This is a genomic window from Brachyspira hyodysenteriae ATCC 27164 (assembly GCF_001676785.2).
GTDB classification, from domain to species: Bacteria; Spirochaetota; Brachyspiria; order Brachyspirales; family Brachyspiraceae; genus Brachyspira; species Brachyspira hyodysenteriae.
In genome coordinates this window covers 752720-778011 of record NZ_CP015910.2, presented here as the reverse complement: position 1 = coordinate 778011, position 25292 = coordinate 752720, and the positions used below count along the sequence as shown (strand labels likewise).

Genomic DNA, 25292 nt, shown 5'->3' with positions numbered 1-25292 from the left:
TCTACGCCTATAATAAGCTAGTGAGTAAACTCACTAGCTGGCTACAACTCGCTTTTATATTTCAATTCTAATATTTAAAAATTATTATTTTTTATAATAAATTTATTCTAATACTGTTATTTACAAAAGTTAAAATAACAAATCAAAAAACCAAAAATGGGTTATAATTTTTAATGTACGAATTTAATTATAGAAAATATATTAATTGAAGTGACATATCAGGTAGACGATTCTTTTGAAGCTGAGTAGTGAGCGAGAATAGAAGTTTTTGTTTAACATAGCACCGCCTCCTTATAATGATATGGATTTTTAATTTTTGCGAATATAGCATAATATAAAAAAATTGTCAACACAAAAATAGAATTAGTTTAATTTTTTTAATTTCTGATCTATCCATCGCACGCAGAATGAAACTAAAAATATTAATTTATTTATAATTCAAATTTTATTTATATAATAAATTTGATTTACCGTGCGTTAAATAAATTCTAAATTTAATTAAAACTTGGGTGGGCGTTAAAAATTCTAATTAAGCTATAAATATAATTAATTTTTAAAATTCAAAATAGAACTTTAAATTTTAGAGGGCGGGCATGTAACTAATGTCTTTATTTATTTTTATCAAATTTTCCCACAGCACACCTGCCGTAGGCACGCTTCGCGAAAGTGCAATTAAAAAATAAATATATTATAAACCATGTTCCTTTTTAAGATTTTCTATATTTTCTATTGCAGTTTCATTATTAGGGTCTATTAATAAAGCCTTTTTATAATCTTTTAATGCCTCTTCATAAAATCCTAAATTTTCCTTGGTACCGCCTCTGTTATTATAAGCATCTACATAATCAGGATTTAATTTTATAGCCTTATCAAAATCTTCTACAGCTTCTTCATAAAGCCCTAAATTATCTTTGGCATTTCCCCTATTATTATATGCAAAAGCATAATTAGAATTTAATTTTATAGCTTTATCATAATCTTTAATAGCTTCTTCATAAAGCTCTAAATTATATTTGGTATTACCTCTGTTATTATAAGCATCTGTATTATAAGGTTGTAATTTTATAGCCTTATCAAAATCTTCTATAGCTTCTTCATAAAGTCCTAAATTATCTTTAGCATTTCCCCTATTATTATATGCAAGAGCATAATTAGGATTTAATTTTATAGCTTTATCATAATCTTTAATAGCTTCTTCATAAAGTCCTAAATTATCTTTGGCAATTCCCCTATTATTATATGCAAGAGCATAATTAGGATTTAATTTTATAGCTTTGTTAAAATCTTTTATAGCTTCTTTAGAGAATCCCAACTCATCTTCTAATAATCCTTTATTATTATAAGCATCAAATAAATTAGGATCTATTGATAAAGCTTTATCAAAATCTTTTATAGCTTCTTCTAAAAGTCCTAAATCACTTTTAAGAAGCCCTCTGTTATAATAAGCATATGTATAATCAGCTCTTAACTCTATAGCTTTATCATATTCTTCTATAGCTTCTTTTGAAAGTCCAAGTTTAGTTTTGGCAATAGCTTTGTTATAATAAGCATCTGAAATGTTAGGGTTTAACTTTATAGCCTCATCATAATATTTTATAGCTTCTGCATATTCTCCATTAGCACTTTTATAAATACCTTTAGAATTATAATCATGATAATCAGTAAGATTGTTTAAACGATCAATATCAACTTCTTTCTTATTGTCAACTATATTTGTAAAACTGCCTATAAAATGTTGTTTATCTGATATTATTTTATTTAATTCTTCATTAAAAGTTTTTGCTCTGTCATTGAAATCATCAAAATCAGAATAGTTTTCTGAATCAATATTATTTAAAAAATCATTAAATTCATCTACACATTTATTTAATTCTTTTTGAAAATTTTCTAATTTATTTTTAGATTCTTTTAAATGTTGACTGAATAGAAAATTAGTCATTGTTGCCATTTTTAACTCCTATAACTATTTATTATTAACATACAAGTTACAATTTTGTATATGATACAATTATATCATAGTATATACCTAAACAACTATATTTTGTCAATTTTCACCTTTTTATAAAATAAAAGATTATCTAATATTTAAAAAATATGTTTTACATGTAATATAGATTTATTGATTTTGTATAATAATAAGTTATCAGCCGCACGTATAAAGGACATTCATTAAGAATAAACGATACCGTGCGGGTTGCCACTACGGCTAGTAGTTGACAAAATTAGAACAAAAAATAAAACAGCTGCTAATATTATAATTTATAAAGTAATATTATTATCCTTACAAAATTCAGCTGCTAAATCTATATTGGTAAATTCATCTTTTATAATATCTTTAAATACCATAAGATAAAATTCATCTTCTAAAGCTAACTTATAAGATTTTTCTAAATCATTCAATGCTGACTTTTCTAAATCCGTATAATTTTTTGATGAAGCAATTTTTGATATAATTTTATTAAAAAACGATTTCTTAGCATTTGTTTTATTTTCTGAATTAATTTCCTTTGATAAAAGAAATTTCTCTTTAGCTCTTAAAATATATAAAAACCAATCATCATCTTTTAATTCAATAGCTTTATCATAATTTTCAATACTTTCTCTATATTTATTTAAATAATCATAACAAGAAGCTCTTTCACTGTAAAAATCAGAATTATTCGCATTATATTCTATGGCTTTATCAAAATCCTTTATAGCCTCATCATAATTCTTTAAATATTTTTTTGAACAGCCTCTATAATAATAAGCATTATAATGTTTGGAGTTCACATTTATAATAATATCAAAATCTCTTACAGCCTCTTCATACTTCGAGGCTCTGTATTTAGTGTATCCTCTCTCATAATAAACATCAAAATTACCGGGATACATTCTTATAACTTTATCATATATTTCTAAAGCTTCTTCATATTTATCCATATTAGATAAACAAAAAGCAATATTATAATAAGCACTAAGTTTATCAGGATTTATTTCTAATACTTTATTATAATACTCTATAGCTTTATCATATACAGCCTGTCTTGAATATATAAGTCCTATGTTAATATAAATCTCTGCTTCATCATAGCCTAATTCTAATGCTTTATTAAAATCTTCCAAAGAATTTTTATAATCTTCTAAACTCATTTCAGCAAGAGCTATATTATAATAAGCCAAACTATAATCAGGATTTATTTCTAATGCTTTTTTATAATAGTCAATAGCTTCTTTATAGTTTCCTAAATTATGTTTAATAAGTCCTAAATTAATATAGGCAGATGCATACTGAGGATTTATCTCCAATGCCTTATTATAATATTGAATTGAGTTTTCATAATCATGCATTTCATAATATGCCAAACCAATATTATAATAAGCACTAGCCATAGAAGTATTTAACTCTATAGCCTTATTAAAATTTCTAATAGCTTCTTCATAATCTTTTTTATAATAATATACTAAGCCAATACTATTATATATTTCAGAATTATGATTATCAATTTCTAAAGCCTTATTCAAATATGATAAAGCTTCATCATATAATTCTAATTCTATTTTTATCAAAGCTATTTCATTATAAATACTAACATCAGTATTATCTATTTCTAGTATTTTATTTAAACAAGATAAAGCTCCTTCATAATCTCTTAAAGCTCTTTTTACTAAAAACATTTTAAAATAAGTATCTGCACTATTAGGATAAATTTGAAGTGCTTTTTCTAAATATTCCAAAGCCTCATTATTTAAATCTAATTTATGCAAAGCAAAAGCAATATCATAATATGCATCAATAAAATTAGGATTTATTTCTAATGCTTTTTTTAAATATTCTAAAGATTCCTCCATATATCCGGCATCAATTTTTATATTCCCTATTCTATCATAAACATAAATATCATCAGGGTGCATTTCTATAATTTTATTTAAATATTCATTAGCTTCATTCTCTAAACCTAATTCTAATTTTATAGAATAAATTTTTAAATATGTTTCAATATTATTAGGATCTATTTCTAAAGCCTTATTCAAATATGATAAAGCCTCATAATCTAATCCTACAGAATGTTTTATCAAAGCAATATTATTATATGCACTAATTAAATTAGGATTTATCTCTATGGCCTTCTCATAACATTTCAAAGCTTCATCAAATTCATTCAAATTGTATTTACATAAACCAATAGTATTATATGCCGAACTTGAAGTATCATTTTTATCTAATTCTATAACTTTATTAAAATCATTTATAGCTTCTTCAAATTGAGATAAATAAAACTTACATAATCCCCTATTATTATAAGAACTAATATTATCAGGAAAATTTGCTATTACTTCATCATAAATATTTATAGCTTCTTTATATTTTTTCATATAAAGATAACATAACCCTATATTAACGCGGGAATCAGTATCATTATTATTTATTTTTAAAACTCTTTTAAAATCTTCTATAGCTTCTTCATAATTACCTAAATATAATTTTGCTAAACCTCTGTCATAATATACAGTTTCGCTATCATCACCCAATTCAATGGCTCTCTCAAAATCTTTTATAGCTTCTTCATATAGCCGCAAATTTAATTTTGATAATCCTCTATTATGATAAAGATCATAAGAATCACCATTATAAAATATAACCTTATCAATATATTCAATAGACTTTTCATACTCTTTATTTTCAAATGCGTCTTTGGCTTTATTCAATAATTCTTCGATACTGTTATTCATAATACAATTTCCTATAAAACTAATTTATAATAAAAATAAAGTTTATTTCAAGCCATGTTCTTTTTTAAGACTTTCAATATTGCTCTTTGCATATTCATTATTAGGATCTAATTCTAAAGCTTTTTTATAATCTTTTAAAGCTTCTTTATATAGTCCTGCATTTTTCTTAACCCATCCTCTATCATTATATAAATAAGCCGTATTTGGTGCTAATTCTATAGCTTTATCATAATCCTTTATAGCTTCTTTATACTGTCCTAATTCATCTTTAGCACTTCCCCTGTTTCCATAAGCATTTGTATAATTAGGAGTCAATTCTATAGCCTTAGTATAGTCTTTTATAGCTTCTTTATACAAGCCTAAACTATATTTAGTAAGCCCTCTATTATTATAAGTATTGCTGTCATTAGGGTTTAACTCTATAGATTTATCATAATCTTTTATAGCTTCTTTATAAAGTCCCAAATCATTTTTAGAAAGTCCTCGGTTATTATATGCTTCACTGTAAGTTGGTCTTAATTCTATAGCCTTATCATAATATTTAATTGAGTCTTTTAAAAGATCCAAATCATATTTAGCACTTCCTATATTATAATAGGCTTCTGGATTATCCGCACATAAATCTATAGATTCTTCATAATCTTTTATGGCTTCTTCATACATTCCTAACTCACTTTTAGAAAGCCCTCTATTATTATATGCATCACTATAATTAGGATTCAAATATATAGCTTTATCATAATCTTTTATAGATTCCTTATATAAACCTAACTCTCTTTTTGCATTTGCCCTGTTATAATAAGCATCTACATAATTATGATCCAATTTTATAATTTTATCATAATCTTTCATAGCTTCTTCATATAATTCTAAATCATATTTAGCATTTCCTCTACTCATATAAGCATTTATATCATTAGGTTTCCATTTTATAGCATTATCATAATCTTCTATAGCTTCTTTAAATAAACCTAACTCTTTTTTTGAATTTCCTCTATTATAATAAGCATCTGAATAATTTGGATTAATTTCTATAGCTTTGTTATAATCTTCAATAGCCTCTTTATAAAGTCCCAAATCATTTTTAGAATTGCCTCTGTTGCTATAAGCACAATAATTATTAGGCTCTAATTCTAAAATCTTATTAAAATCTTTCATAGCCTCATCAAAAAGCTGTAAATAATTTTTGGAAACTCCCCTATTATTATATGCATCTATATTTTTATTGTCTAACTCTATAACCTTATTATAATCTTCAATAGCCTCTTTATGTAAACCAGCATGATTTTTAGCGACTCCTCTATTATAATAAGCATCTTTATAATTTTTACTTAATTCTATAGCTTTGTCATAATCCTTTATAGCTTTCTTAAAAAATCCTAAATTATTTCTAGCAAGTCCTCTGTTATAATAAGCTAATGCATAATAATCAATCAAGTCTATAGCTTCACTATATTTATCTATAGCATATCGATATGATCCCATATTGTTTAAAGCAACTCCATTGGTATTGCAATCGAAATATTCATCTAAAGTATCTAAATCATTAATATCAATTTCATCATTTTCATCATTAAACATAGTTTCATCATAATGAAAATACTCAATAAACCTGTTATAAGTATAAAGTTCATCAGGCTCTTTTATATAAAATGTTTCGAGTATTCTGTTTAATTCATCATTAAAATTTTCTGCCTTGCTGTTAAAATCATCAAAATCAGAATAATTGAATGGATCAATGCTATTTAAAAAATTATTCGCCTCGTATAGAATTTTTTCTGCTTCTTCTTTAAAATCATCTTTTAAATCTGGAATTTCTCTTTCTTCAAAAGCCTTTAATGATATTTTGCATTTTTCTATATGTTTACTAAGAAGATAATTAGATATTTTTGCCATTTTTAAATCCTATCATAGTTTATTAATTTTACATAAATTATAATTATAATACAAAAATAATTTAACACCATATAAAATAATTATTAATAATGAATACTAATTTAATTATTGTTATTTTTTACAAATACTTGTTTAAAATGTAATATAATAATTCTAGTATATACTAAAAATTTTTAACTTTGTCATTTTTTTGTTGTTCTTTTTCCCGCCGCACGCCACAGGCGGACAGCGTCAAAGAACCAAAAAGTGCAAGTATAAAATTAGTACTAAATCATACTAAAATTATCTTAAATGTAAGGTAATTCATAAAATTAAAGCCAAAATGCAGTCTTTCGCGAAGCGTATCCGAGGCTGTCGAGGATATAGGTTCTTTGTGGCAATACCACAGGCACTTCCTTCAGTCGCAAAAGAAGTGGGGTGCGGGGCAAAACCCTGCATATATTTAAAATTTAAAAAATTATTTTTGACAAACTATAGTTGTTTAGGTATATAATGAAAATTTTTAAGTTTGTCAATTTTTTTATTCAACTTTTTCCCGCCGCACACGCTCTGCGGACTTCGTCAAAGTTGCTGCCGCAGGCGGGCTTCGCCTGTGGCAATACCACAGGCACTTCCTTCGATCGCAAAAGAAGTGGGGTATGGGGCAAAGCCCAGATATAAAAAAGAAAATATAAATTTATTTTTGACAAAAAATATTTGTTTAGGTATATAAAAAATTATTACATAAACAATATATTTTTATAAAAACAAAGTATATTAATAATCTGCTTGTTTTATTTTTAATATTTAGTATTATTATTGCGTTGAATTATTATCAGTTTAATTATTATCGGAGGAATTTTATGACTTATAAAGAAATTATAGAAGTTGCAAAAGACTGTATGGGATTCTGTAAGGCATGCCCAATATGTAATGGAAAAGTATGTAAAAATTGTATGCCTGGACCTGGTGCTAAAGGAATAGGAGATGTTGCTATTAGAAATTATGATAAATGGAGAGAAATAAGACTCAATATGGATACAATATGTTCTAATGAAGATATTGATACTTCTTTTGAGTTATTCGGAAAAAAATTTAAATATCCTATATTTGCTGGTCCTGTAGGTGCAGTTCAGCTTCACTACGGCAATAAATATACAGAAGAAGAATACAATGATATATTAGTAAAATCTTGCGCAGAAGCAGGAATTGCAGCTTTCACAGGTGACGGGGTTAATGCTAATGTAATGATTGCAGCAACTACTATGATAAAAAAACAAAACGGCATAGGAGTACCAACAGTTAAGCCTTGGAATATAGATGTTATAAAAGAAAAAATGAAATTAGTTGCAGATTCAAATGCTTTTGCTGTTGCTATGGACGTTGATGCTGCAGGACTTCCTTTCTTAAAAAATCTTACTCCAAAAGCAGGAAGCAAAACTGTAGATGAATTAAAACAAATAAAAGAAATTGCAAAAAGACCATTCATAATAAAAGGAATAATGACTGCTAAAGGAGCTAAAAAAGCTGTTGAGGCTGGAGCTGATGCAATAATAGTATCAAATCATGGAGGACGTGTACTTGATCAATGTCCTGCTACTGCTGAAGTTTTGCCTGAAATTGCTGATGCTGTTAAAGGCAAAATTAAAATATTAGTAGACGGCGGTATTAGAAATGGTACTGATATATTAAAAGCTATTGCTTTGGGTGCTGACGGTGTTGTTATTGCTAGAACATTTGTAATAGCTGCTTATGGCGGCGGAGAAGAAGGAGTTAAATCTTATGCTGATCAATTAGGTGCTGAACTTGAAGATGCTATGACTATGTGCGGTGTTCACAGCTTAAAAGAAATAACTAGAGATGTAGTAAGACTTTAATTTTTGATTATTTTACTTTTCAAACTCAATATACAAGAGGGTATTGCTCTTTATATTGAGTTTATTTTTTATTAGCGGTTTTCAAGCATATTTATTATATTAGAATTTACTGATTCTAAAGCATAATACAATGCAGTAAAACCATATATATCTTCTATACTTGTATCAGCATTATATTATAATAAAATATTAACTATTTTTATGTATACCTTTGATGAGGCTTCGATTAAAGCAGTATAACCGTATTCATTTTCTTTCATATCTATATCAGCATTTAATCTTAATAGAATATTTACTATCTTGTTATCTCCTTTTTTGAAGAAACAATTAAAGCATAAAATAAACTATCTTTATAAAAGAATTGCTGCATGATATAAATAATAATACTGACAAAACGAATAATATATTTTTTTAATTATTTCAATTATTATGAAATATTATTATTTTCTTACTTCAATAAATTTTCCGCCTAAAAATTTTTTCCAAGCAGGGTCATCTATATTTTCAGCATTAGGTACTATTAAAGTTTTAAGATTAGCGCAACCATCAAATACGTTTCCATTATTTTTTATAGCATTAGGCTTCGTTCCTAAATAAGTAACAGTAGTTACATAATCTCCGAATACGCTTTCTCCTAAATAAGTAACAGATGCAGGTATTAATATTTCTTTTACTTTTGCATAAGAAAAAGCTAAATCTCCTATATATTCAAGTTTACTTGTTTCTCTAAATGTGATTTTTTCAATTGACTCATCTACTTGAAAAGCTGCAGCATCAATACCAATGACAGAATCTGGTATTGTTATCTCTTTCAAATAATTATTTAAAAATGAAAAGGAATTTCCTTCTATAACCCTTATAATATTTTCAGGTAATATAAAATTCACATTAAAATAACCTAAATAAACTCCTCCCCGAAACATTCTAGATTTTATTTTTCTCTCATTAAAATAAACATTACTGATATCTATTGTCGCCTCACTAATTGATAGCTCTTTTGCAACTTCTAATGTTAATTTGGCAAGAGATGCTGAAACTAAATAATCATCTTTTGGTTTTCCTTTAAATATTACTTTATATTTACCTTTTTCTTTTTTATATTCTTTTAATTTTATTTTTATTTGCTCTTTTATTACATTATCTTCTTGTGAAATATCTATTCCATATTTAATTGCTTCATCATTTAAAACAGGCAAAGGCGGTTCTATTTCACTCCAAGCAGGATAATTTGGCTCTGAAGGATCATTAGTAACTTCTGAATTATTAGGCGACATTGTTACAGCTGAACATGATATAAATACCAATACAGACATAAATATTAATATATATTTTTTCTTCATATTATTTTCTCACTAAAATATAAACATTATTTATAATATAATAATTGTTATCAAAAAGTAAACAACCTGATAATTATTTTTTTAATTCTTAGTTAAGATTAAGAAAAACTAATTAAATTTTATATTAATGATAATTATTATGTTATACATTTTTTATCATTGTTATTTCACAAATTAAAGTTTTTTCAAATATCAATAATCTCTTTCTATTACTTCGCTTATTGAATCATTAGTATAAGGTAAATCAAAGAAATCAACAACTTCGGAAGTTATATTGTCATATACTATTATGTTAACTCCATTTGTAGTTTTTCTTAAATTGCTCCTGCTTATCATTATTCTGTTTCCGCTGTCAATAACTAGATCATTATATTTATTAAGCTCTTTATGATAAAGATAATTAGTCGCCCCCATTGAAGAAAATACTAATTTATTTTTATCTATAACATAAGAAATATTATTAGTATACATTTCATTAGTTATATTAAAATTAGAGTATAATCCTTTTACAACATTATCATTTGTTTTGTATTCTCCGAGCATATTAATCACTATAGTATAGTCATTAAGATTAGTTATTTTTGTCATATAATCATGAATATTTTCTATATCTCTTAAGTTCATATCATAAACTTTATTATACTCATATAAAGCATTCTTCTCCCAAGTGTCATAATTTGTATCGCCTCTTCTGTCAGGCAAATCAAAATTATCTTTTAAATATTTACCCAAAAAAGAAGTATATTTCTGAACTCCTTTATAATTTAAATGTCCTGCATCATTATAGTCTGTCCAAAAATCCAAATCATAATCATCATAATAATGATTGAAATTCATAAAAGGAACATCATATTCTTTTGCAATCTCACCTACTCTATTAAAATGTCTTGCTTCATCATCAGTCATAGGAAAAGGCGAAGCTATTACAACAATAGGTATATTATTTGTCTTTGCTAATTCCAATATTTTTCTATAATAAGTTTCCTGCTCTTCAAGCAAAGGTAAAGTATCTTTAATATTTTCTATATCCGGTCTTTGTACTGGGAATGTTTTATTATGAAAAGAATAGCCTTTAAAATATTTATAATGATTATAGTTATTAGCATAAGGCAGAAAATCTTCATCTTTTAAATCTTTATATCTGTTATGATATCTGTACATAGGATTTATAAACTCATCAAATCTCTCTGCAGCAGTAACTTTTAAAGATTCAACCCTATTTTTTGACCATTTCAATGCATAAGTAGCTGCAACAATCTGATAATCTACAACATTAGTTCTGCTTGCTGCAACAATATAAGACTCTAATGCAATTAATTTAGGTTTTTGATATTTTAACACTTCCACTAAATAATGATAAGTACTCCAAATAGGCTGGCTTCCTGAAGTGAAATTATATGCTGCAATACCATATTCATTGTAAAGTATAGCAGGATTAATATTATAATGAACATGGCTGCTTCCCATAAACATAACATCTATGCCGTTAGTTCTTTGTTCATAAAAACTGTCGCCTTGATATATTCCGTTATCATTTTTGAATCTTAAAACTCTGCTTGAAAACCAGAGCAATGTAATAAATATAGCTATAAAGCAAATAATTTTTATTGTGTTTTTTATCATATTCTAAAAGCCTAATTATTTTTATATAAATTATGTAAACTAAAAATTTAACTTTTTATTAACTCTTTTTTAATTAAAATACTCATTTTTTAATATAGAGTAAATTGCCGCATCAGCAAGTCCTGTATTATCTTTATAAATACCTCTTAATACTCCTTCTTTTTTTAATCCGCATTTAAGCATTACTTTTCCGGAATTTGGATTATTAATATTATGTTTGGCTTCTATTCTATTAACTTCTACTTCTTCAAAAAAGAATTTTATTAATATCGATAAAGCCTCCGATGTAATGCCTTTATGCCAATATTTTTTAGATATGCAGTAACCAATACTAATCATATCTATACTATCATTCATATCAACAACGGCTATGCTTCCTATTAAAAAATTATTTTCTTTTAATACAATAGCCCACTGATAAAAATCCTTGTAACAATATTGATTAGTCCATTCAGTTAAAATAAGTTTTGTTTTATCAATACTGTCATGAGTCTGCCATATTAAATATTTTGTAACTTCATCATCACTAGCCCAATTATTATACATGTCTTTTGCATCTTCTATTTTAAATCTTCTTAATAATAATCTTTCGCTTTCTAATTGTATCGTTCCTTTATGCTTCATAATTTTCTTCACAAAACAAAAAATATTTATTTATAAAATAATCAACCATATTATACATCATAAAAAACTGCATTCAAATAAAAACATATCACATTCATCATTAACTGCAATTTCCTTTTCAAAAGAAGAATAAGTTTTAACTTGAGTAAATCCAACTTCTTTTAAATACTGCTCCATTTCACCATATTTATAAAGGTGTGTCTGAAAATCCATAAACTCACTTTGAATCAATTCTGTATTATTATACATTTCATAAATTGATGGCGAGAACTGATTTTGAGTTTTTTCTTCATAATAATTTTTTGATTTAAGTACTATTTCAAAATTTTCTTTTGTTTTAACAGATACAGCAATATTATAATCATTATCGTCTATACATCTATTTTTTATTGTATCAACTGCAAAAACAAATTTACCCGTTTCAAAAAGCCATTTCTTTATTCTTATTAGAATTTGTTTGCAAATATTAATATCTGTAAACAATGATACTGAACCTGAACTAATAAATATATAATCAAATTTTTCTTTCGGATCATATTTCATAATATCAGTATGAACTGTTTTTGCATCAGGAAATTTTAATTTTAGTTTTTTAAGCATTTCATTAGACATATCTATTCCTGTTATGTCAAACCCTCTTTCTATAAATGGAATTAGAAATCTTCCGCTTCCGCATAAAGGTTCTAAAATCTTTTTACCTTTTTCAGCATAAGATAGATAAAAGTTTAATTCATCTTCAGATGCTCTTTCATGCAGTATCTCATACATTTCAGTACAAAGACTGCCGTAATAATTTTTTCTAACTTCATTCATCATTTTTATAACTCCTAAAATTGGAAATATATAAATTGCTTAGGGTCAAAACCAGCACCGTATTTTCCATATATTATAATGAAGAATAATAAGAAAAATATTACAGCCCATCTGAAATACAAACATTGATTTTTTAAAAATTCATAAATAGTTTCTTTCTTTATATATTTTATCAAATCAACTAAAAAAAGCACTATCAAAGATATTATAAGTATATTCATTTCAAAATTATCTAATCCTAATTTGTATAATGAACCGTCAAATAAACGCCATAAATCTATTTTGGTGAACATTCTTTGTATATAATAAAAAGCATCATGTATAGTTTCTGCTCTGAAAAATATCCAAGCTAAATCTACTATTATAAATGTAATAATAACTTCAAGAAATTTAAAACTAAAACTTTGTACTTTTACACCCAATTTATTTAAAACATTATTTCTAAATTTTGATGTAATATCTTCTATTAAATAGCATACACCATGAATAGCACCCCAAGCTATAAAAGTAAAATTAGCTCCATGCCAAAGTCCGCTTACTAAAAATGTTACTAGTATATTAAAACTTCTTCTAATCTTTGAGCATCTGTTTCCGCCCAAAGGTATATAAAGATAATCCCTAAACCATGTAGACAATGATATATGCCATCTTCCCCAAAACTCTTTTATGCTTCTTGAAAAATATGGAGTATTGAAGTTTTCCATTAAATCTATACCCATAACTTTTGCCGTTCCTATTGCTATAAGCGAGTAGCTAGCAAAATCACAGTATATCTGCACTGCAAAAAGCATTGCTGAAAGCACTAATTCAGTTGAATTATAAATATAATATCTATTAAATACTGTATCTACTAATATAGAAGCCCTATCTGCTATCACCATTTTCTGAAAATAACCGAAAAGCATAAAAATAAGTCCTTCTGTTATTCTATGATAATCGAATCTTTTTATTTTATCCATATTCTGTATTTGACCTAGCAAATGTTTTGAACGTTCTATTGGGCCTGCAACTAGCTGCGGAAAGAATGATACAAATAAAGCATATTTAATGATATTCTTTTCTGACTTTATTTCACCTCTGTAAACATCTATAGTATAGCTTAATGCCTGAAATGTATAAAATGATATTCCTACTGGCAAAATAATATCAAAAGGTTTATCTATTAATTGTATATTTAATGATGATAAAATCATATTTATATTTAATAGAAGAAAATCAAAATATTTAAAAAATACAAGTATAGCAATATTTATTATAAAACTAAATGCCACTACTATTCTTTTGTATTTTAATTTTTCTATTAATATACCGCTTAAAAAAGTTACAATGGTAGAAGTACCCATTAATAATGCATATTTAGGATTCCAAAACATATAAAATATATAACTTGCTATAAATAGACAAATATATCTTAATTTTTTTGGAAATATCCAATATAAAATTAATGTTATAGGAAAAAATATCAAAAAATCTCTAGAATTAAATAACATTTAACATAACTCATAATAAAATATACATTTATAACTTATGAAACGGTTAATTGTAATATGAATTATATAAAAAAGCTAGTATTAAAATTTGATATAATATAAAAAGAAGCTTTAATCAGAAATTAAGCTTAAAAAAATTATATATATTATCTTTTGCAGTATTCTCTAAGTCATCATTATTACCATTTATAATTACATTCACCTCATCTCCAACCTTCAATTTTAATTGAATAAGTCCTATAATCTTTTTTAAATCCTTCAAATTTTCACCTTTTTTTACAGATACTTCGCAATTGCTATCTTTAGCTATTTTTGCAAGTTCACTTAAAGGTCTTGCATGTATATTACTTATATTATTAATAATATATTTAAACTCCCTCATAAGAACCTCATTTTATTCAGAATTAGTTTTAAGAAGAAAAATCAAATTTTCAAAAGTTTTATTCTCTATTAATTTTTTAACGCTGCTTTCATTAAGAAGAAAATTAGTAGTATATTGATAAAAGTTTTTCAAATCATCATTTTTATTTGATACAGAAATCAAAAATACCACCTGAACATTATTCTTCTGCCATAATATAGGCTTGTCCAATACAGCAACATAAACAAATGTATCTTTTGTAACAACCTCTATAGGATGAGGTATTGCTACTAAATTACCTATATCAGTTTCTGCTAACTGTTCCCTTTTCATAACCAATTCATAAAAATTATCAGGTATATTTTTATATTTTTTTATTTCAGAACATATATTTTTTATGATTTCTTCCTTTGTATCGCCCTTTATATAAGTTGTAAACATTTCTTCTTTATAGTACTCTAAAATAATATTTCTATTTAAAGATTCAAATGTATTTTTAACATTGATAATATCATCGCTTTTTAAAAAATTACTTATATAAACTATTGGAATAGGAAGTTTTACATTGATAGGAACAGTAGAAAAGACATAATCTACTTTAGAAAAATCAAAATCCTTTAATCCCATTAAATCTTCTGCATAAATATTTTCTATATAATTATTAAATTCTTTTCTATACTTTGTAACCAATAGATTTGAAGTTGTTTTTCCGCTTCCGCATACTATCAATATATTCATTTTATTTATACTTTCTACTGTTTCTTCCAAGCCTATTTGAAATAACAATGCTAAATACCCTATCTCATCTTCTGATATATCTTTATTATAATAGTCCTTTAATATTGCTACACTTTCAGAGGCTAATAAAAATGAAAGACTGTAATTATTTTTTATATCATTAAGCATAGGATTTTTTTGAAATATATTATATTTTATTCTTATATCCAAAGGTATCATATGCTGATTCAGAAGGAGTATCAAATTAAAATTATTTCTCAAATCTATTTTCAAATTTTTATATACCATATCAAGCATCTTATCAATTATATCTGAAAATTTATCCTGTATAACAGAATTATAATTTTCATTTATAGAAAATAAATTCTTAGAAGCTATATGTATGGCTATAAATATAATTTCTGTATCATTAAACTCTATATCAATTTCATTTTGTATCTGCTTTATTAATTCTTCTGATAATCTTATCTCTTCAGATATGTCTTTAATAATATCTTTTTCATAACTGCATATAAAGTTATTATTTTTTATTCTACTTATTGATACATTTATATATTGAATAAAATTTTCTAAATTAATTTCTGAAAATTTTATTTCATATTTATTAAGAAAATTTATAATTATTCCTATTAATTTTTCATTCATATTGTTTTCATATAAGAAATCATTTAAATAATTGCATATTATAAAATTTCTTATATCAAATTCATTTCCTATCAATCTAATACCATAATTAGGTCTTCTTTCAAGTTTAAGATTATGATATTTTAAATTATACTCCATAATCTTTAATATATTTGTCAATGTAGTTTTAGATATATCCAAAGAATCACATATATCATCAGCCTTTATATATTCGCTGTTTATTTCTATTAAATATTTAAAAATTATTCTAATTCTATAATCCATATCATTATTAATATTTGATAAAAAATCCATAGATTTAAAATTATCATAATTATCGCATATTAATTTATATCCGTATCTTGGTTTAGATTCTATTTTTATATTAAGTTTCTGCAATTCATAATTGATTTCTCTAACTTTTGTTCTAATTGTTTTTTCACTGACATTTAATTGTTTTGATAAGGCTTCAGCAGTTATATATGAATCGGCTGACAATGATGATAATATTTCTTTTATATACTTAACATTCATAAATATAACTTTGTAGTATCATTTTTATTTTTATTATATACTTTTTAATAAAAAGAAAAAGCTAATAAATTACCATATTAATACTGCAATTTTATTGTTTGAGTTATTTTATAAAAATATTATCCTTAAATAAAAAAATGAAAAAAGGAGTAAAGAATGAAAAAGATTTTGCTTTTATGTTCTGCTGGAATGTCTACCAGTATGATAGTAAAAAAGATGCAGGATAAAGCTAAAGCGGATAATATAGATGCTGAAATAGAAGCTGCAAGCGTTTCCAGATTTGAAGAATTAGCAGATAGTTACGATATTTTTCTATTAGGTCCTCAGGTTAAATATCTTAAAGATGAACTAGCTAAAAAAGCTAATGCTAAAGGAAAACCTTTAGATGTTATAGATTTTAAAGACTATGGAAAAATGGACGGAGCTAAAATATTAGACTTTGCTTTGAATTTAACATTATAATCTATTAATATATCTATTATACTTATATACTTAATGTAAGTATAGTATTATTATCATTATTTGTCGCTTATGGTATTGGCAGGCTCTTATAATTTAATAAGCTTTACATGATCTAGAAGCTTTGTTTAAAAGAGAAGAATGAAAGTTATTCAATATTTAGAGTTTATTTTTAGTATTCTTATATACTTAATATATACTACATTTCATAAATGCTTATGCCAAAACTTTACAAAATAATTAAAAATTTTAAGGATAAAAAATATGAACGATAAAATTATTAATTTCATAGAAAATAAAATAACACCAGTAGCAGCTAAATTAGCTAATAACAGATATTTGAATGCTATTAAAGATGCATTTATATATACTATGCCTTTTTTAATAGTAGGTTCTTTTGTACTTTTAATATTTAATTTGCCTTTCACAGATAAAAGCAATTTCTTATATATGGGTTGGTATGACAATTTTACAAAAACTTTCACAGGCGATTTTATTCAAATATTCAATGTAAGTATGGGGATATTATCAGTATTCGTTGCTTATGGTATAGGATATTCTTTGGCTGGTTCTTATAATTTAAGCAGTGTTACAGGCGGTTTCTTATCTCTATTTGCTTTTTTCCTTATAGCTGCTAAAGTAAATGCTTTGTCTGTTGCTGAAGATTTTGCAAGTATATTTTTAGTAGAAGCTGGAAGCAATATAAATGTATTAGATGCTAGATTTTTAGATGCTAAAGGAATATTCTCTGCTATAATAGGCGGTATAATATCAATAGAAATTTACAGATTATTAGTAAGCAAAAATATGACTATAAAACTTCCTGATTCTGTACCTCCTGCAATAGCAAAATCATTTGAAATAATTATACCTATAGCTGTTGTAGGCGTATTATTCCAAATATTAAATATAATAATACAGAAAAAAATGATGATACTTATACCTAACTTGATAATGAAAATAATTTCTCCTTTATTATCAATATCAGATAGTTTGCCATCAGTTATAATACTTCTTTTAGTTATACATATATTATGGTTTGTAGGTATACATGGTGCCAATGTTGTTAATGCTGTAATTACTACAATAACATTATCAAATTTAGCTTTGAATCAGGCTGCTTTACAGGCTGGGGAGTCTTTACCTAAAGTAGTAGCAGGAGAATTCTTCAATGTTTATGTATATATAGGAGGAGCAGGTGCTACATTAGGCCTAGCAATAGCTATGGCATTAAGTAAAAATGCACATCTTAAATCTATAGGAAGACTTTCAGTTATACCTGGATTATTCAATATAAATGAACCTATTATGTTCGGTACTCCTGTTGTTATGAACCCTATACTATTTATACCTTTCATAGGTGTGCCAATAATTAATGCTATAATAGCCTATACAGTTTTAAAAATAGGCATCGTAGGAAAAATTGTTTCTTTAGTACCTTGGACAACTCCTGGTCCATTAGGAGCTTTCTTATCTACTAATTTAAGTGTTCCTGCTATGATTTTGAGTTTATGTTTGGTATTCTTATCATACTTAATATATACTCCTTTCATTAATGCTTATGCTAAAACTTTACCAGATAACGAATAAAATGAATAAATGATTGCAAAATAATAATAACATAAAAACAGGAGAAATATTATAAATGAAAGAGTTAGGAATATCCATTTACCCCTTTCACTCAAAAATGGAAGATAATAAATATTATATAGATTTGGCTTCTAAATACGGATTCACAAGATGTTTTATGTGTCTGCTTTCAGTTGATAGATCTAAAGATGAAATAATAAATGAATTTTCAACTATAATAAATTATGCTAAAGAAAAAGGTATAAAAACTACTTTAGATATATCTCCGGCTGTATTCAAACATTTGGATATAGATTATAAAAATCTTGACTTTTTTCATAAATTGGGAGCTTGGGGCGTAAGATTAGATTTAGGGTTTACAGGTAATGAAGAAAGTTTAATGACATATAACGAATATGATTTGAAAATAGAATTAAATATGAGCAATGATACAGATTATCTTGATAATATAATGAAATATTATCCTAATACTGATAATTTGATAGGCTGTTATAATTTCTATCCTCATGCATATACAGGACTAGACAGAACACTTTTTAAAAGCAGCATGAAACGTTTTAAAAAATATTCTATAAGTTCATCTGCATTTGTTAATGCCAAAGAAGCTACTTTTGGACCTTGGCCTGTAAGCGATGGTATTTGCACATTGGAAGAACATAGAGATATGCCTATAGATGCACAGGCTATGGAATTATTTGCTCTTGGTGTTGACTGTGTTTTCATTGCTAACTGTTATGCAGATGAAAATACTTTTAAAACATTATATAATATGGATAAAAGATTAATAACTTTTAAAGTAGAATTAGTTGATTCTATTCCTAAAGAAGAAAAGAGTATAGTATTAGATATGCTTCATCAAAACAGATTAGATGCTTCTGCTGATGTTATAAGATCTTCAGATACAAGAGCAAAATATAAGGGACATAATTTCAAAATATTTAATGCTGTTTCCGATATAAAAAGAGGAGATATATTAATAGATTCATCAGAATACGGCAGTTATACCGGAGAAATGCAGATAGCTTTGAAAGATTTAAAAAATACCGGAAGAACTAATGTAGTAGGCAGAATTAAAGATGAATATTTATTTCTGCTAGATTATATAAGTCCGGCTAAAAGATTTATTATAAGAGAATAATTTTTACGGAGTTTATTACTTATGACAAAAGATTATGAAACATTTATGGAGGAAAATGTATTTCCTATTATAGCATTAGCTGGAGAAAGTAAGAGTTTAGCTTATGAGGCTTTAAGACTTGCTAAAGAAAATAAATTTGAAGAATCCGATAAAAAAATGAAGGAAGCTGATAAATTATTACTAGAGTCTCATCAATACCAAACTGATTTAATATCAAAAGAAGCTAATGGTGAAAGTTTTGTAATAAACTTACTTTTTATACATGCACAGGATCATTTAATGACTGCAATAAGTGAAAAAAATTTAATAAATGAGCTTATTGATATATTGAAAATGAACCATGAATAAATTTTTATTCTCAAATTAATTAAAATGGGTATTAAATAAATAATACCCATTTTCTTATTTTTATCATCACATATTCTGTAATTAAAAAGTATTCAAATTTTCATACCAATATAATTGAAATAATATAATTTTTTTAAAAATTACATAATTGACTTCTTGATATAAAAATAAAAATATTATATCATTTCTCACAATCGGGGAGCTTGAAAAGGCTGAGAGGAAGTTTACATAATTTATTTTATAAAAACTTCGACCCTTATAACCTGTTTGGGTAATGCCAGCGTAGGGAATTATCTCTTTTATTATTTTCTTTAATACTTTTAATAAAATGAGACCTTTTCTAAAGTTGGTCTTGTTTTATTAAATTATCTTATATAAAGTAAACAAACAAGACTTAAATACAATTCAATAAAACAGGACAAACGGTGTTATAAAAATCTCACTTTAACATTTTAATATAAGGAGCTTTTTATGACTTCAAAACTAAAATTTATTATTCTAATAATTTTATTGGCATTATTTATATCCTGTAAAAAACAAACAAAAAACATCAAAGATGAAATCACTGTAAATCTAGGCTATGAACTTAATACCATAGATCCTGCTTTGAATGATGAAACTTATGGATTTATTTATATCAATCATGCATTTGAAGGACTTCTAAATAAAGACATAAACGGAAATATTATAGGAGGTGTTGCTGATACATGGGAAATAAGCGATGATAGTCTTACATACACATTTCATTTAAGAGATGATGCCAAATGGAGCGACGGTAAAAAAGTTACAGCAGATGATTTTGTATATTCCTATAGAAGAGCAGTTGATCCGAAAACAGCCTCCCCTATTTCTTATTTAATGGAATATATAAAAAATGCCAAAGATATAATAAGAGGCAAACAGAGTGTAGAAAATCTCGGAGTAAATGCTATAGATGAAAATACACTAATAATAGAACTTGAAGCCCCTACACTATATTTTACTGATATATTATCTTCAGGCGGAGTTTATATGCCGGTAAGAAAAGATATAATAGAAAAATACGGCGATGATTGGACTTGGAAGCCTGAAACTTATATAGGAAATGGTGCATACAAAATGGTAGAAAGAAAACCTGATGAACTTCTTGCTTTTGAAATAAATACTAATTATTGGAATTATACCAATCAAGTGGCTAAAAAAATTAATTTTGTTTTAATTGCTGATGAATATATATCACTTAATGCTGTTAGAACAGGAGATGTAGATTTTTCTATAAATGCTCCTCCTATTGGAGAGATAGAAAATTTAATAAAAGAAAATTTAATGGCTGTAAGCGATATCATAGGAGTTTATTATTTGGATTTAAACAATAGAGATAAAGCATTATCAGACAAAAGAGTAAGAAAAGCATTATCGCTTGCAATAGATAGAAACTATATAGTATCAAATATAGGATACGGTAAATTAATACCAGCAGAGGCTTTTGTTCCGCCTGTAGTAAAAGGACTTGAAAAATCATTCAGAGAAGAAAGCAGTAATTATATAATAGCAAACAATTATAGTAATAATGTAGAAGAAGCAAAAAAATTATTAGCTGAGGCAGGATATCCCAATGGAGAAAATTTCCCTATGCTTGAAGTAAAAGTTTCATCTGGTTTTTATACTACAGTTTTGGAAGCTATTCAGCAAATGTGGAAAAATGCTCTTAATATAGATGTAATAGTTAGAACAGAAGAATCAAAAATTACTTTGCCTTTCAGAGAATCAGGAAATTACCAAATGGCTAGAACAAGCTGGACAGGTGATTATAATGATCCTCTTACAATGCTTCAAATTATGACTAGCTACAGCGATATAAATTATGGAGGATTTTCTAATGCCAGATATGATTCTTTGATAGAGTTTGCAACAACTTCCACAAATGCTCAAAAAAGAATGGAAGCTTTAAGAGAAGCGGAATCAATACTTTTTGATGAAGTTCCTATTATACCTTTCATATATAGAACCGATTTCTTAATAGTTAATCCTAAATTAAAAAATTATATTGATGAGCCTTTGGGAAGATATAAATTTAATTATGCTTATTTAGAAGAATGATATTTGAAAAATAATATTTAAATGATAAAATACTATAATTTTATAACAAATACTTTATAATTGATGTGAGGAAAAAAATGAAATTTTCAGAAATAGTGTGGAAAAAAAATGAAGATCTATACAATAAAATAATTAATACAAAATTTAATAAAGAGCTTATGGATGGAAGTTTAGATAAAAATAAATTTGCATACTATATAGAACAAGACAGTTTATATTTAAAATATTATTCTAAAGCTTTAGCTATAATTTCTTCAAAAATACACAATGTAGATTATGCATTAGTATTTTTGAAATCATCTATAAACTCATATATAGTTGAAGAAGAAATTGTGCATAAATATTTCAGAGATACTTTTCAATTTGAAAATACAAATAAAATTACAACTGCAAATTTAGGTTATATAAGTTTTCTTATTAATACTGCTCATACTGAAGCCTTTGAAACTGCTGCTTCCTCTATATTGCCTTGTTTTTGGATATATAATGAATTAGGTAAATATATAAAGGCAAATGCAGAAATTGAAAATAATCCATACAGAAAATGGATTGATACTTATGCTGATGAAGAATTCTCTAAGGCAACTGAATATATGATTAAAATAGTTGATAATTTATATGATAATGCATCTGATGCTGTAAAAGAAAAAATGATAGCCGTTTTTGATATAGGATTCGTTTGGGAATATAGATTTTGGAATGATGCCTATAATTTAGACGATTTCCATAATGTATAAAACTTTTAAATAAATTAATATAAATTAATTGAAATTTACTTCTCTGTATGTTAAAATAACATTATTATACATACAGGGGGTATACATTAAATGAATAATACTTTAACTTTGATAATAGGACTTATATTAACTTTTATAATATTAAGTGCTGTAAGAAAAATTATATTCAATATAAGAAGTAAAGGTAAATTCAAAAATATAAATATCAATGATGCTGTTTCAATTTATAAAAATAATAAAGATGTAGGTCTAATAGATGTAAGAAGCTATATGGAAGTTCAGCAAAGCGGATACATAAAAAGCAGCGTAAATATTCCTTTAGACGATTCTAAATTCGATGAAAAAATGTCAAAATTAGATAAAAACAAAGAGTATATAGTTTATTGTGCAAGCGGAAGCCGTTCTGGTATGGCTTGTATGCGTATGTATAAATTAGGATTTACCAATATTAATAATCTTACTCATGCGGGATATTTTCAGCTTTCATCATATTTAAAATAAATTCAAATTACTAAAAATATAATTAAGTAAAATATCTTTTTCCCTTTATTAAAAATTTTATATATAAAAAAGCGAAGTTAATTTTAATTAACTTCGCTTTGAATATTATAATCAACTACTTATTAATGTTTAAAATGTCTTATTCCAGTAAATATCATAGCAATACCATGTTCATTACAAGCATCTATTGATTCCTGATCTCTCATAGATCCTCCTGGCTGAATTATAGCTTTAATATTGTATTTAGCACAAGCATCCACTACATCTCTAAATGGGAAGAAAGCATCGGATGCCATAACTACTCCGTCACCTGCTCTCTCTAAAGCATCTTCGCAAGCCCATATTCTGTTAGTTTGTCCGCTTCCTATACCTTTAGCCATGAAGTCTTTTATTACTACTATAGCATTTGATTTAGCATATTTTACAACCTTAATTCCGAATATTAAATTCTTCATTTCTTCTTCTGTAGGTTTTTTCTCTGTTACAACTTTATAATCTTCTATTAAAGTAGTATCTTCATCTTGAACAAGTAATCCGCCGTCAACTTTAACAAGATTGATTTTATCATTAGTATTAGTTTTATATTTTATAACTCTTAAATTCTTTTTAGTTTTTAATACTTCCAAAGCTTCAGGAGTAAAGTCTTTAGCAATAACAATTTCTAAGAATATTTTAATAAGTTCTTTTGCAGTTGCTTCATCTACTGTACTGTTAAATGCTACTATTCCTCCGAATATAGAAGTAGGATCGCATTCATAAGTTCTATTATAAGCCTCTAATACACTGCTTCCTAATGCAGCACCGCAAGGAGTAGAGTGTTTTATAGCAGAACAAGCATATTCTTTTTTAGACTCATCAAATTCTAATACTATTTTTAAAGCTATATCCATATCTCTGATATTATTAAATGAAAGTTCTTTTCCATTTAATTGTTCAAAATCTTTCATAGAGCCTTTATCTGTAGTAGAAACATAATAGCTTGCTCCCTGATGAGGATTTTCTCCGTATCTTAATTCTTCCTGTAATGCATAAGACATATTCAAATAATTAAGTTTTTTATCTTCTTTACTTTCTAATGAATTAAACATAAACTCTGAAACTGCGGCATCATAAGCAGAAGTTAAATTAAATACTTTAGAAGCTAAATATTTTTTTGTTTCAAAACTTACTTCGCCTTTTTCCATTTCGCTTTTTACTAAATCATAATCTTTAACATCGCTTATAACCACAACATCTTTGAAAGACTTGGCAGCAGAACGAAGCATAGTAGGTCCGCCTATATCAATAAACTCTATCTTCTCTTCAAATTTCAAATTATCATCTTGTACTTTTTCAAAGAAAGGATAAAGATTAACTATCACCATATCTATAGGAGTTATGCCTCTTTCTTTAATAGTTTCCATATGAGTAGGATTATCTCTTATAGCAAGTATTGCTCCATGTATTTTTGGATCTAAAGTTTTTACTCTTCCGTCAAGCATTTCTTTAGCTCCTGTAACCTCAGAAACTTCTATAACCGGTATATTATTTTCTTTCAAATATTTATAAGTTCCGCCTGTAGAAACTATTTCCACATTCTTTGAAGTTAAAAACTTGGCAAAGTCTAATATTCCGTCTTTATAGAATACAGATATTAATGCTCTTTTAATCATTATAAAGCTCCCATTAATCAAAATAATGAATCAATTATAATATAAAACTTGTTATTGTAAAGAGTAATTTATTTTCTAAATAACTAAAATATTTAATCGTAAGCATTAACACTGAACGCCGCCCGCCCACCCCAAATTTTTCTCTGCGTAAGCAATAAGATAGTTATCATAATTGT

At 26.0% G+C, this 25292-nt stretch carries 19 protein-coding genes and 1 riboswitch; of the genes, 8 read left to right on the top strand and 11 right to left on the bottom strand.

Translation table 11 applies throughout. The features are described 5' to 3' along the window. Window positions 1–688 precede the first annotated feature (688 nt). The 3 genes from BHYOB78_RS03565 to BHYOB78_RS03555 form a co-directional block, all read right to left on the bottom strand. Entirely contained in the window at window positions 689–1948 is a 1260-nt protein-coding gene (locus BHYOB78_RS03565; protein WP_047108801.1) for a tetratricopeptide repeat protein, read from the bottom strand. A gap of 311 nt (window positions 1949–2259) precedes the next feature. Next, entirely contained in the window at window positions 2260–4713 is a 2454-nt protein-coding gene (locus BHYOB78_RS03560) for a tetratricopeptide repeat protein (protein ID WP_020064178.1), read from the bottom strand. Window positions 4714–4755: 42 nt separating this feature from the next. Further along, window positions 4756–6609, bottom strand: coding sequence for a tetratricopeptide repeat protein (locus BHYOB78_RS03555; protein ID WP_012672007.1), 1854 nt, complete (start codon window positions 6607–6609; stop codon window positions 4756–4758). 842 nt (window positions 6610–7451) lie between these two features. On the opposite strand from BHYOB78_RS03555, the gene BHYOB78_RS03550 reads away from it, so the two are divergent. Next, window positions 7452–8465: an alpha-hydroxy-acid oxidizing protein gene (locus tag BHYOB78_RS03550; protein ID WP_012672005.1), complete on the top strand. Its 1014-nt coding sequence runs from the start codon at window positions 7452–7454 to the stop codon at window positions 8463–8465. A 440-nt stretch (window positions 8466–8905) separates the two neighbouring features. On the opposite strand, the gene BHYOB78_RS03545 is transcribed toward BHYOB78_RS03550, so the two are convergent. From BHYOB78_RS03545 to BHYOB78_RS03515, 7 genes are all read right to left on the bottom strand, one after another. Beyond that, window positions 8906–9805 (bottom strand): leucine-rich repeat domain-containing protein, encoded by a 900-nt coding sequence (locus BHYOB78_RS03545; RefSeq protein ID WP_020064179.1) that lies wholly within the window; start codon window positions 9803–9805, stop codon window positions 8906–8908. Window positions 9806–9997: 192 nt separating this feature from the next. After that, a complete protein-coding gene (locus tag BHYOB78_RS03540; protein ID WP_020064180.1) occupies window positions 9998–11428 on the bottom strand; it encodes an SGNH/GDSL hydrolase family protein in 1431 nt (476 codons plus the stop codon). 69 nt (window positions 11429–11497) lie between these two features. Beyond that, entirely contained in the window at window positions 11498–12052 is a 555-nt protein-coding gene (locus BHYOB78_RS03535; RefSeq protein WP_020064181.1) for a GNAT family N-acetyltransferase, read from the bottom strand. Window positions 12053–12109: 57 nt separating this feature from the next. Continuing rightward, on the bottom strand, window positions 12110–12868 hold the full coding sequence (locus tag BHYOB78_RS03530; protein ID WP_020064182.1) for a class I SAM-dependent methyltransferase: 759 nt from the start codon (window positions 12866–12868) through the stop codon (window positions 12110–12112). Window positions 12869–12879: 11 nt separating this feature from the next. Next, a complete protein-coding gene (locus BHYOB78_RS03525; protein WP_020064183.1) occupies window positions 12880–14355 on the bottom strand; it encodes an MBOAT family O-acyltransferase in 1476 nt (491 codons plus the stop codon). Between the two features lie 115 nt (window positions 14356–14470). Then, window positions 14471–14737 carry an HPr family phosphocarrier protein gene (locus BHYOB78_RS03520; protein ID WP_012671998.1) on the bottom strand — a complete coding sequence of 89 codons (267 nt, stop codon included), beginning with the start codon at window positions 14735–14737 and terminating at the stop codon, window positions 14471–14473. A 12-nt stretch (window positions 14738–14749) separates the two neighbouring features. After that, window positions 14750–16612: a BglG family transcription antiterminator gene (locus tag BHYOB78_RS03515; RefSeq protein WP_012671997.1), complete on the bottom strand. Its 1863-nt coding sequence runs from the start codon at window positions 16610–16612 to the stop codon at window positions 14750–14752. Window positions 16613–16768: 156 nt separating this feature from the next. Between BHYOB78_RS03515 and BHYOB78_RS03510 the strand changes: the two genes are divergently transcribed. The 7 genes from BHYOB78_RS03510 to BHYOB78_RS03480 all read left to right on the top strand — a co-directional run bounded on the left by BHYOB78_RS03510 (window position 16769) and on the right by BHYOB78_RS03480 (window position 23464). Then, window positions 16769–17074, top strand: coding sequence for a PTS sugar transporter subunit IIB (locus tag BHYOB78_RS03510; protein ID WP_020064184.1), 306 nt, complete (start codon window positions 16769–16771; stop codon window positions 17072–17074). Between the two features lie 261 nt (window positions 17075–17335). Further along, the gene (gene celB / locus BHYOB78_RS03505; RefSeq protein ID WP_020064185.1) at window positions 17336–18661 is read left to right on the top strand and encodes a PTS cellobiose transporter subunit IIC; all 1326 of its coding nucleotides are present in this window, start codon (window positions 17336–17338) and stop codon (window positions 18659–18661) included. A 55-nt stretch (window positions 18662–18716) separates the two neighbouring features. Next, on the top strand, window positions 18717–19799 hold the full coding sequence (locus tag BHYOB78_RS03500) for a DUF871 domain-containing protein (protein WP_020064186.1): 1083 nt from the start codon (window positions 18717–18719) through the stop codon (window positions 19797–19799). Between the two features lie 21 nt (window positions 19800–19820). Then, window positions 19821–20147 (top strand): PTS lactose/cellobiose transporter subunit IIA, encoded by a 327-nt coding sequence (locus BHYOB78_RS03495; RefSeq protein ID WP_012671993.1) that lies wholly within the window; start codon window positions 19821–19823, stop codon window positions 20145–20147. Window positions 20148–20332: 185 nt separating this feature from the next. Beyond that, window positions 20333–20453: riboswitch (TPP riboswitch) on the top strand. 165 nt (window positions 20454–20618) lie between these two features. Then, entirely contained in the window at window positions 20619–22226 is a 1608-nt protein-coding gene (locus BHYOB78_RS03490) for a peptide ABC transporter substrate-binding protein (RefSeq protein WP_020064187.1), read from the top strand. A gap of 77 nt (window positions 22227–22303) precedes the next feature. Then, window positions 22304–22963 (top strand): TenA family protein, encoded by a 660-nt coding sequence (locus BHYOB78_RS03485; RefSeq protein WP_012671991.1) that lies wholly within the window; start codon window positions 22304–22306, stop codon window positions 22961–22963. A gap of 90 nt (window positions 22964–23053) precedes the next feature. After that, complete coding sequence (locus BHYOB78_RS03480) at window positions 23054–23464, top strand: rhodanese-like domain-containing protein (RefSeq protein WP_012671990.1); 411 nt, start codon at window positions 23054–23056, stop codon at window positions 23462–23464. A 122-nt stretch (window positions 23465–23586) separates the two neighbouring features. On the opposite strand, the gene purH is transcribed toward BHYOB78_RS03480, so the two are convergent. Further along, entirely contained in the window at window positions 23587–25116 is a 1530-nt protein-coding gene (gene purH / locus BHYOB78_RS03475) for a bifunctional phosphoribosylaminoimidazolecarboxamide formyltransferase/IMP cyclohydrolase (RefSeq protein ID WP_012671989.1), read from the bottom strand. Between the last annotated feature and the right edge of the window lie 176 nt (window positions 25117–25292).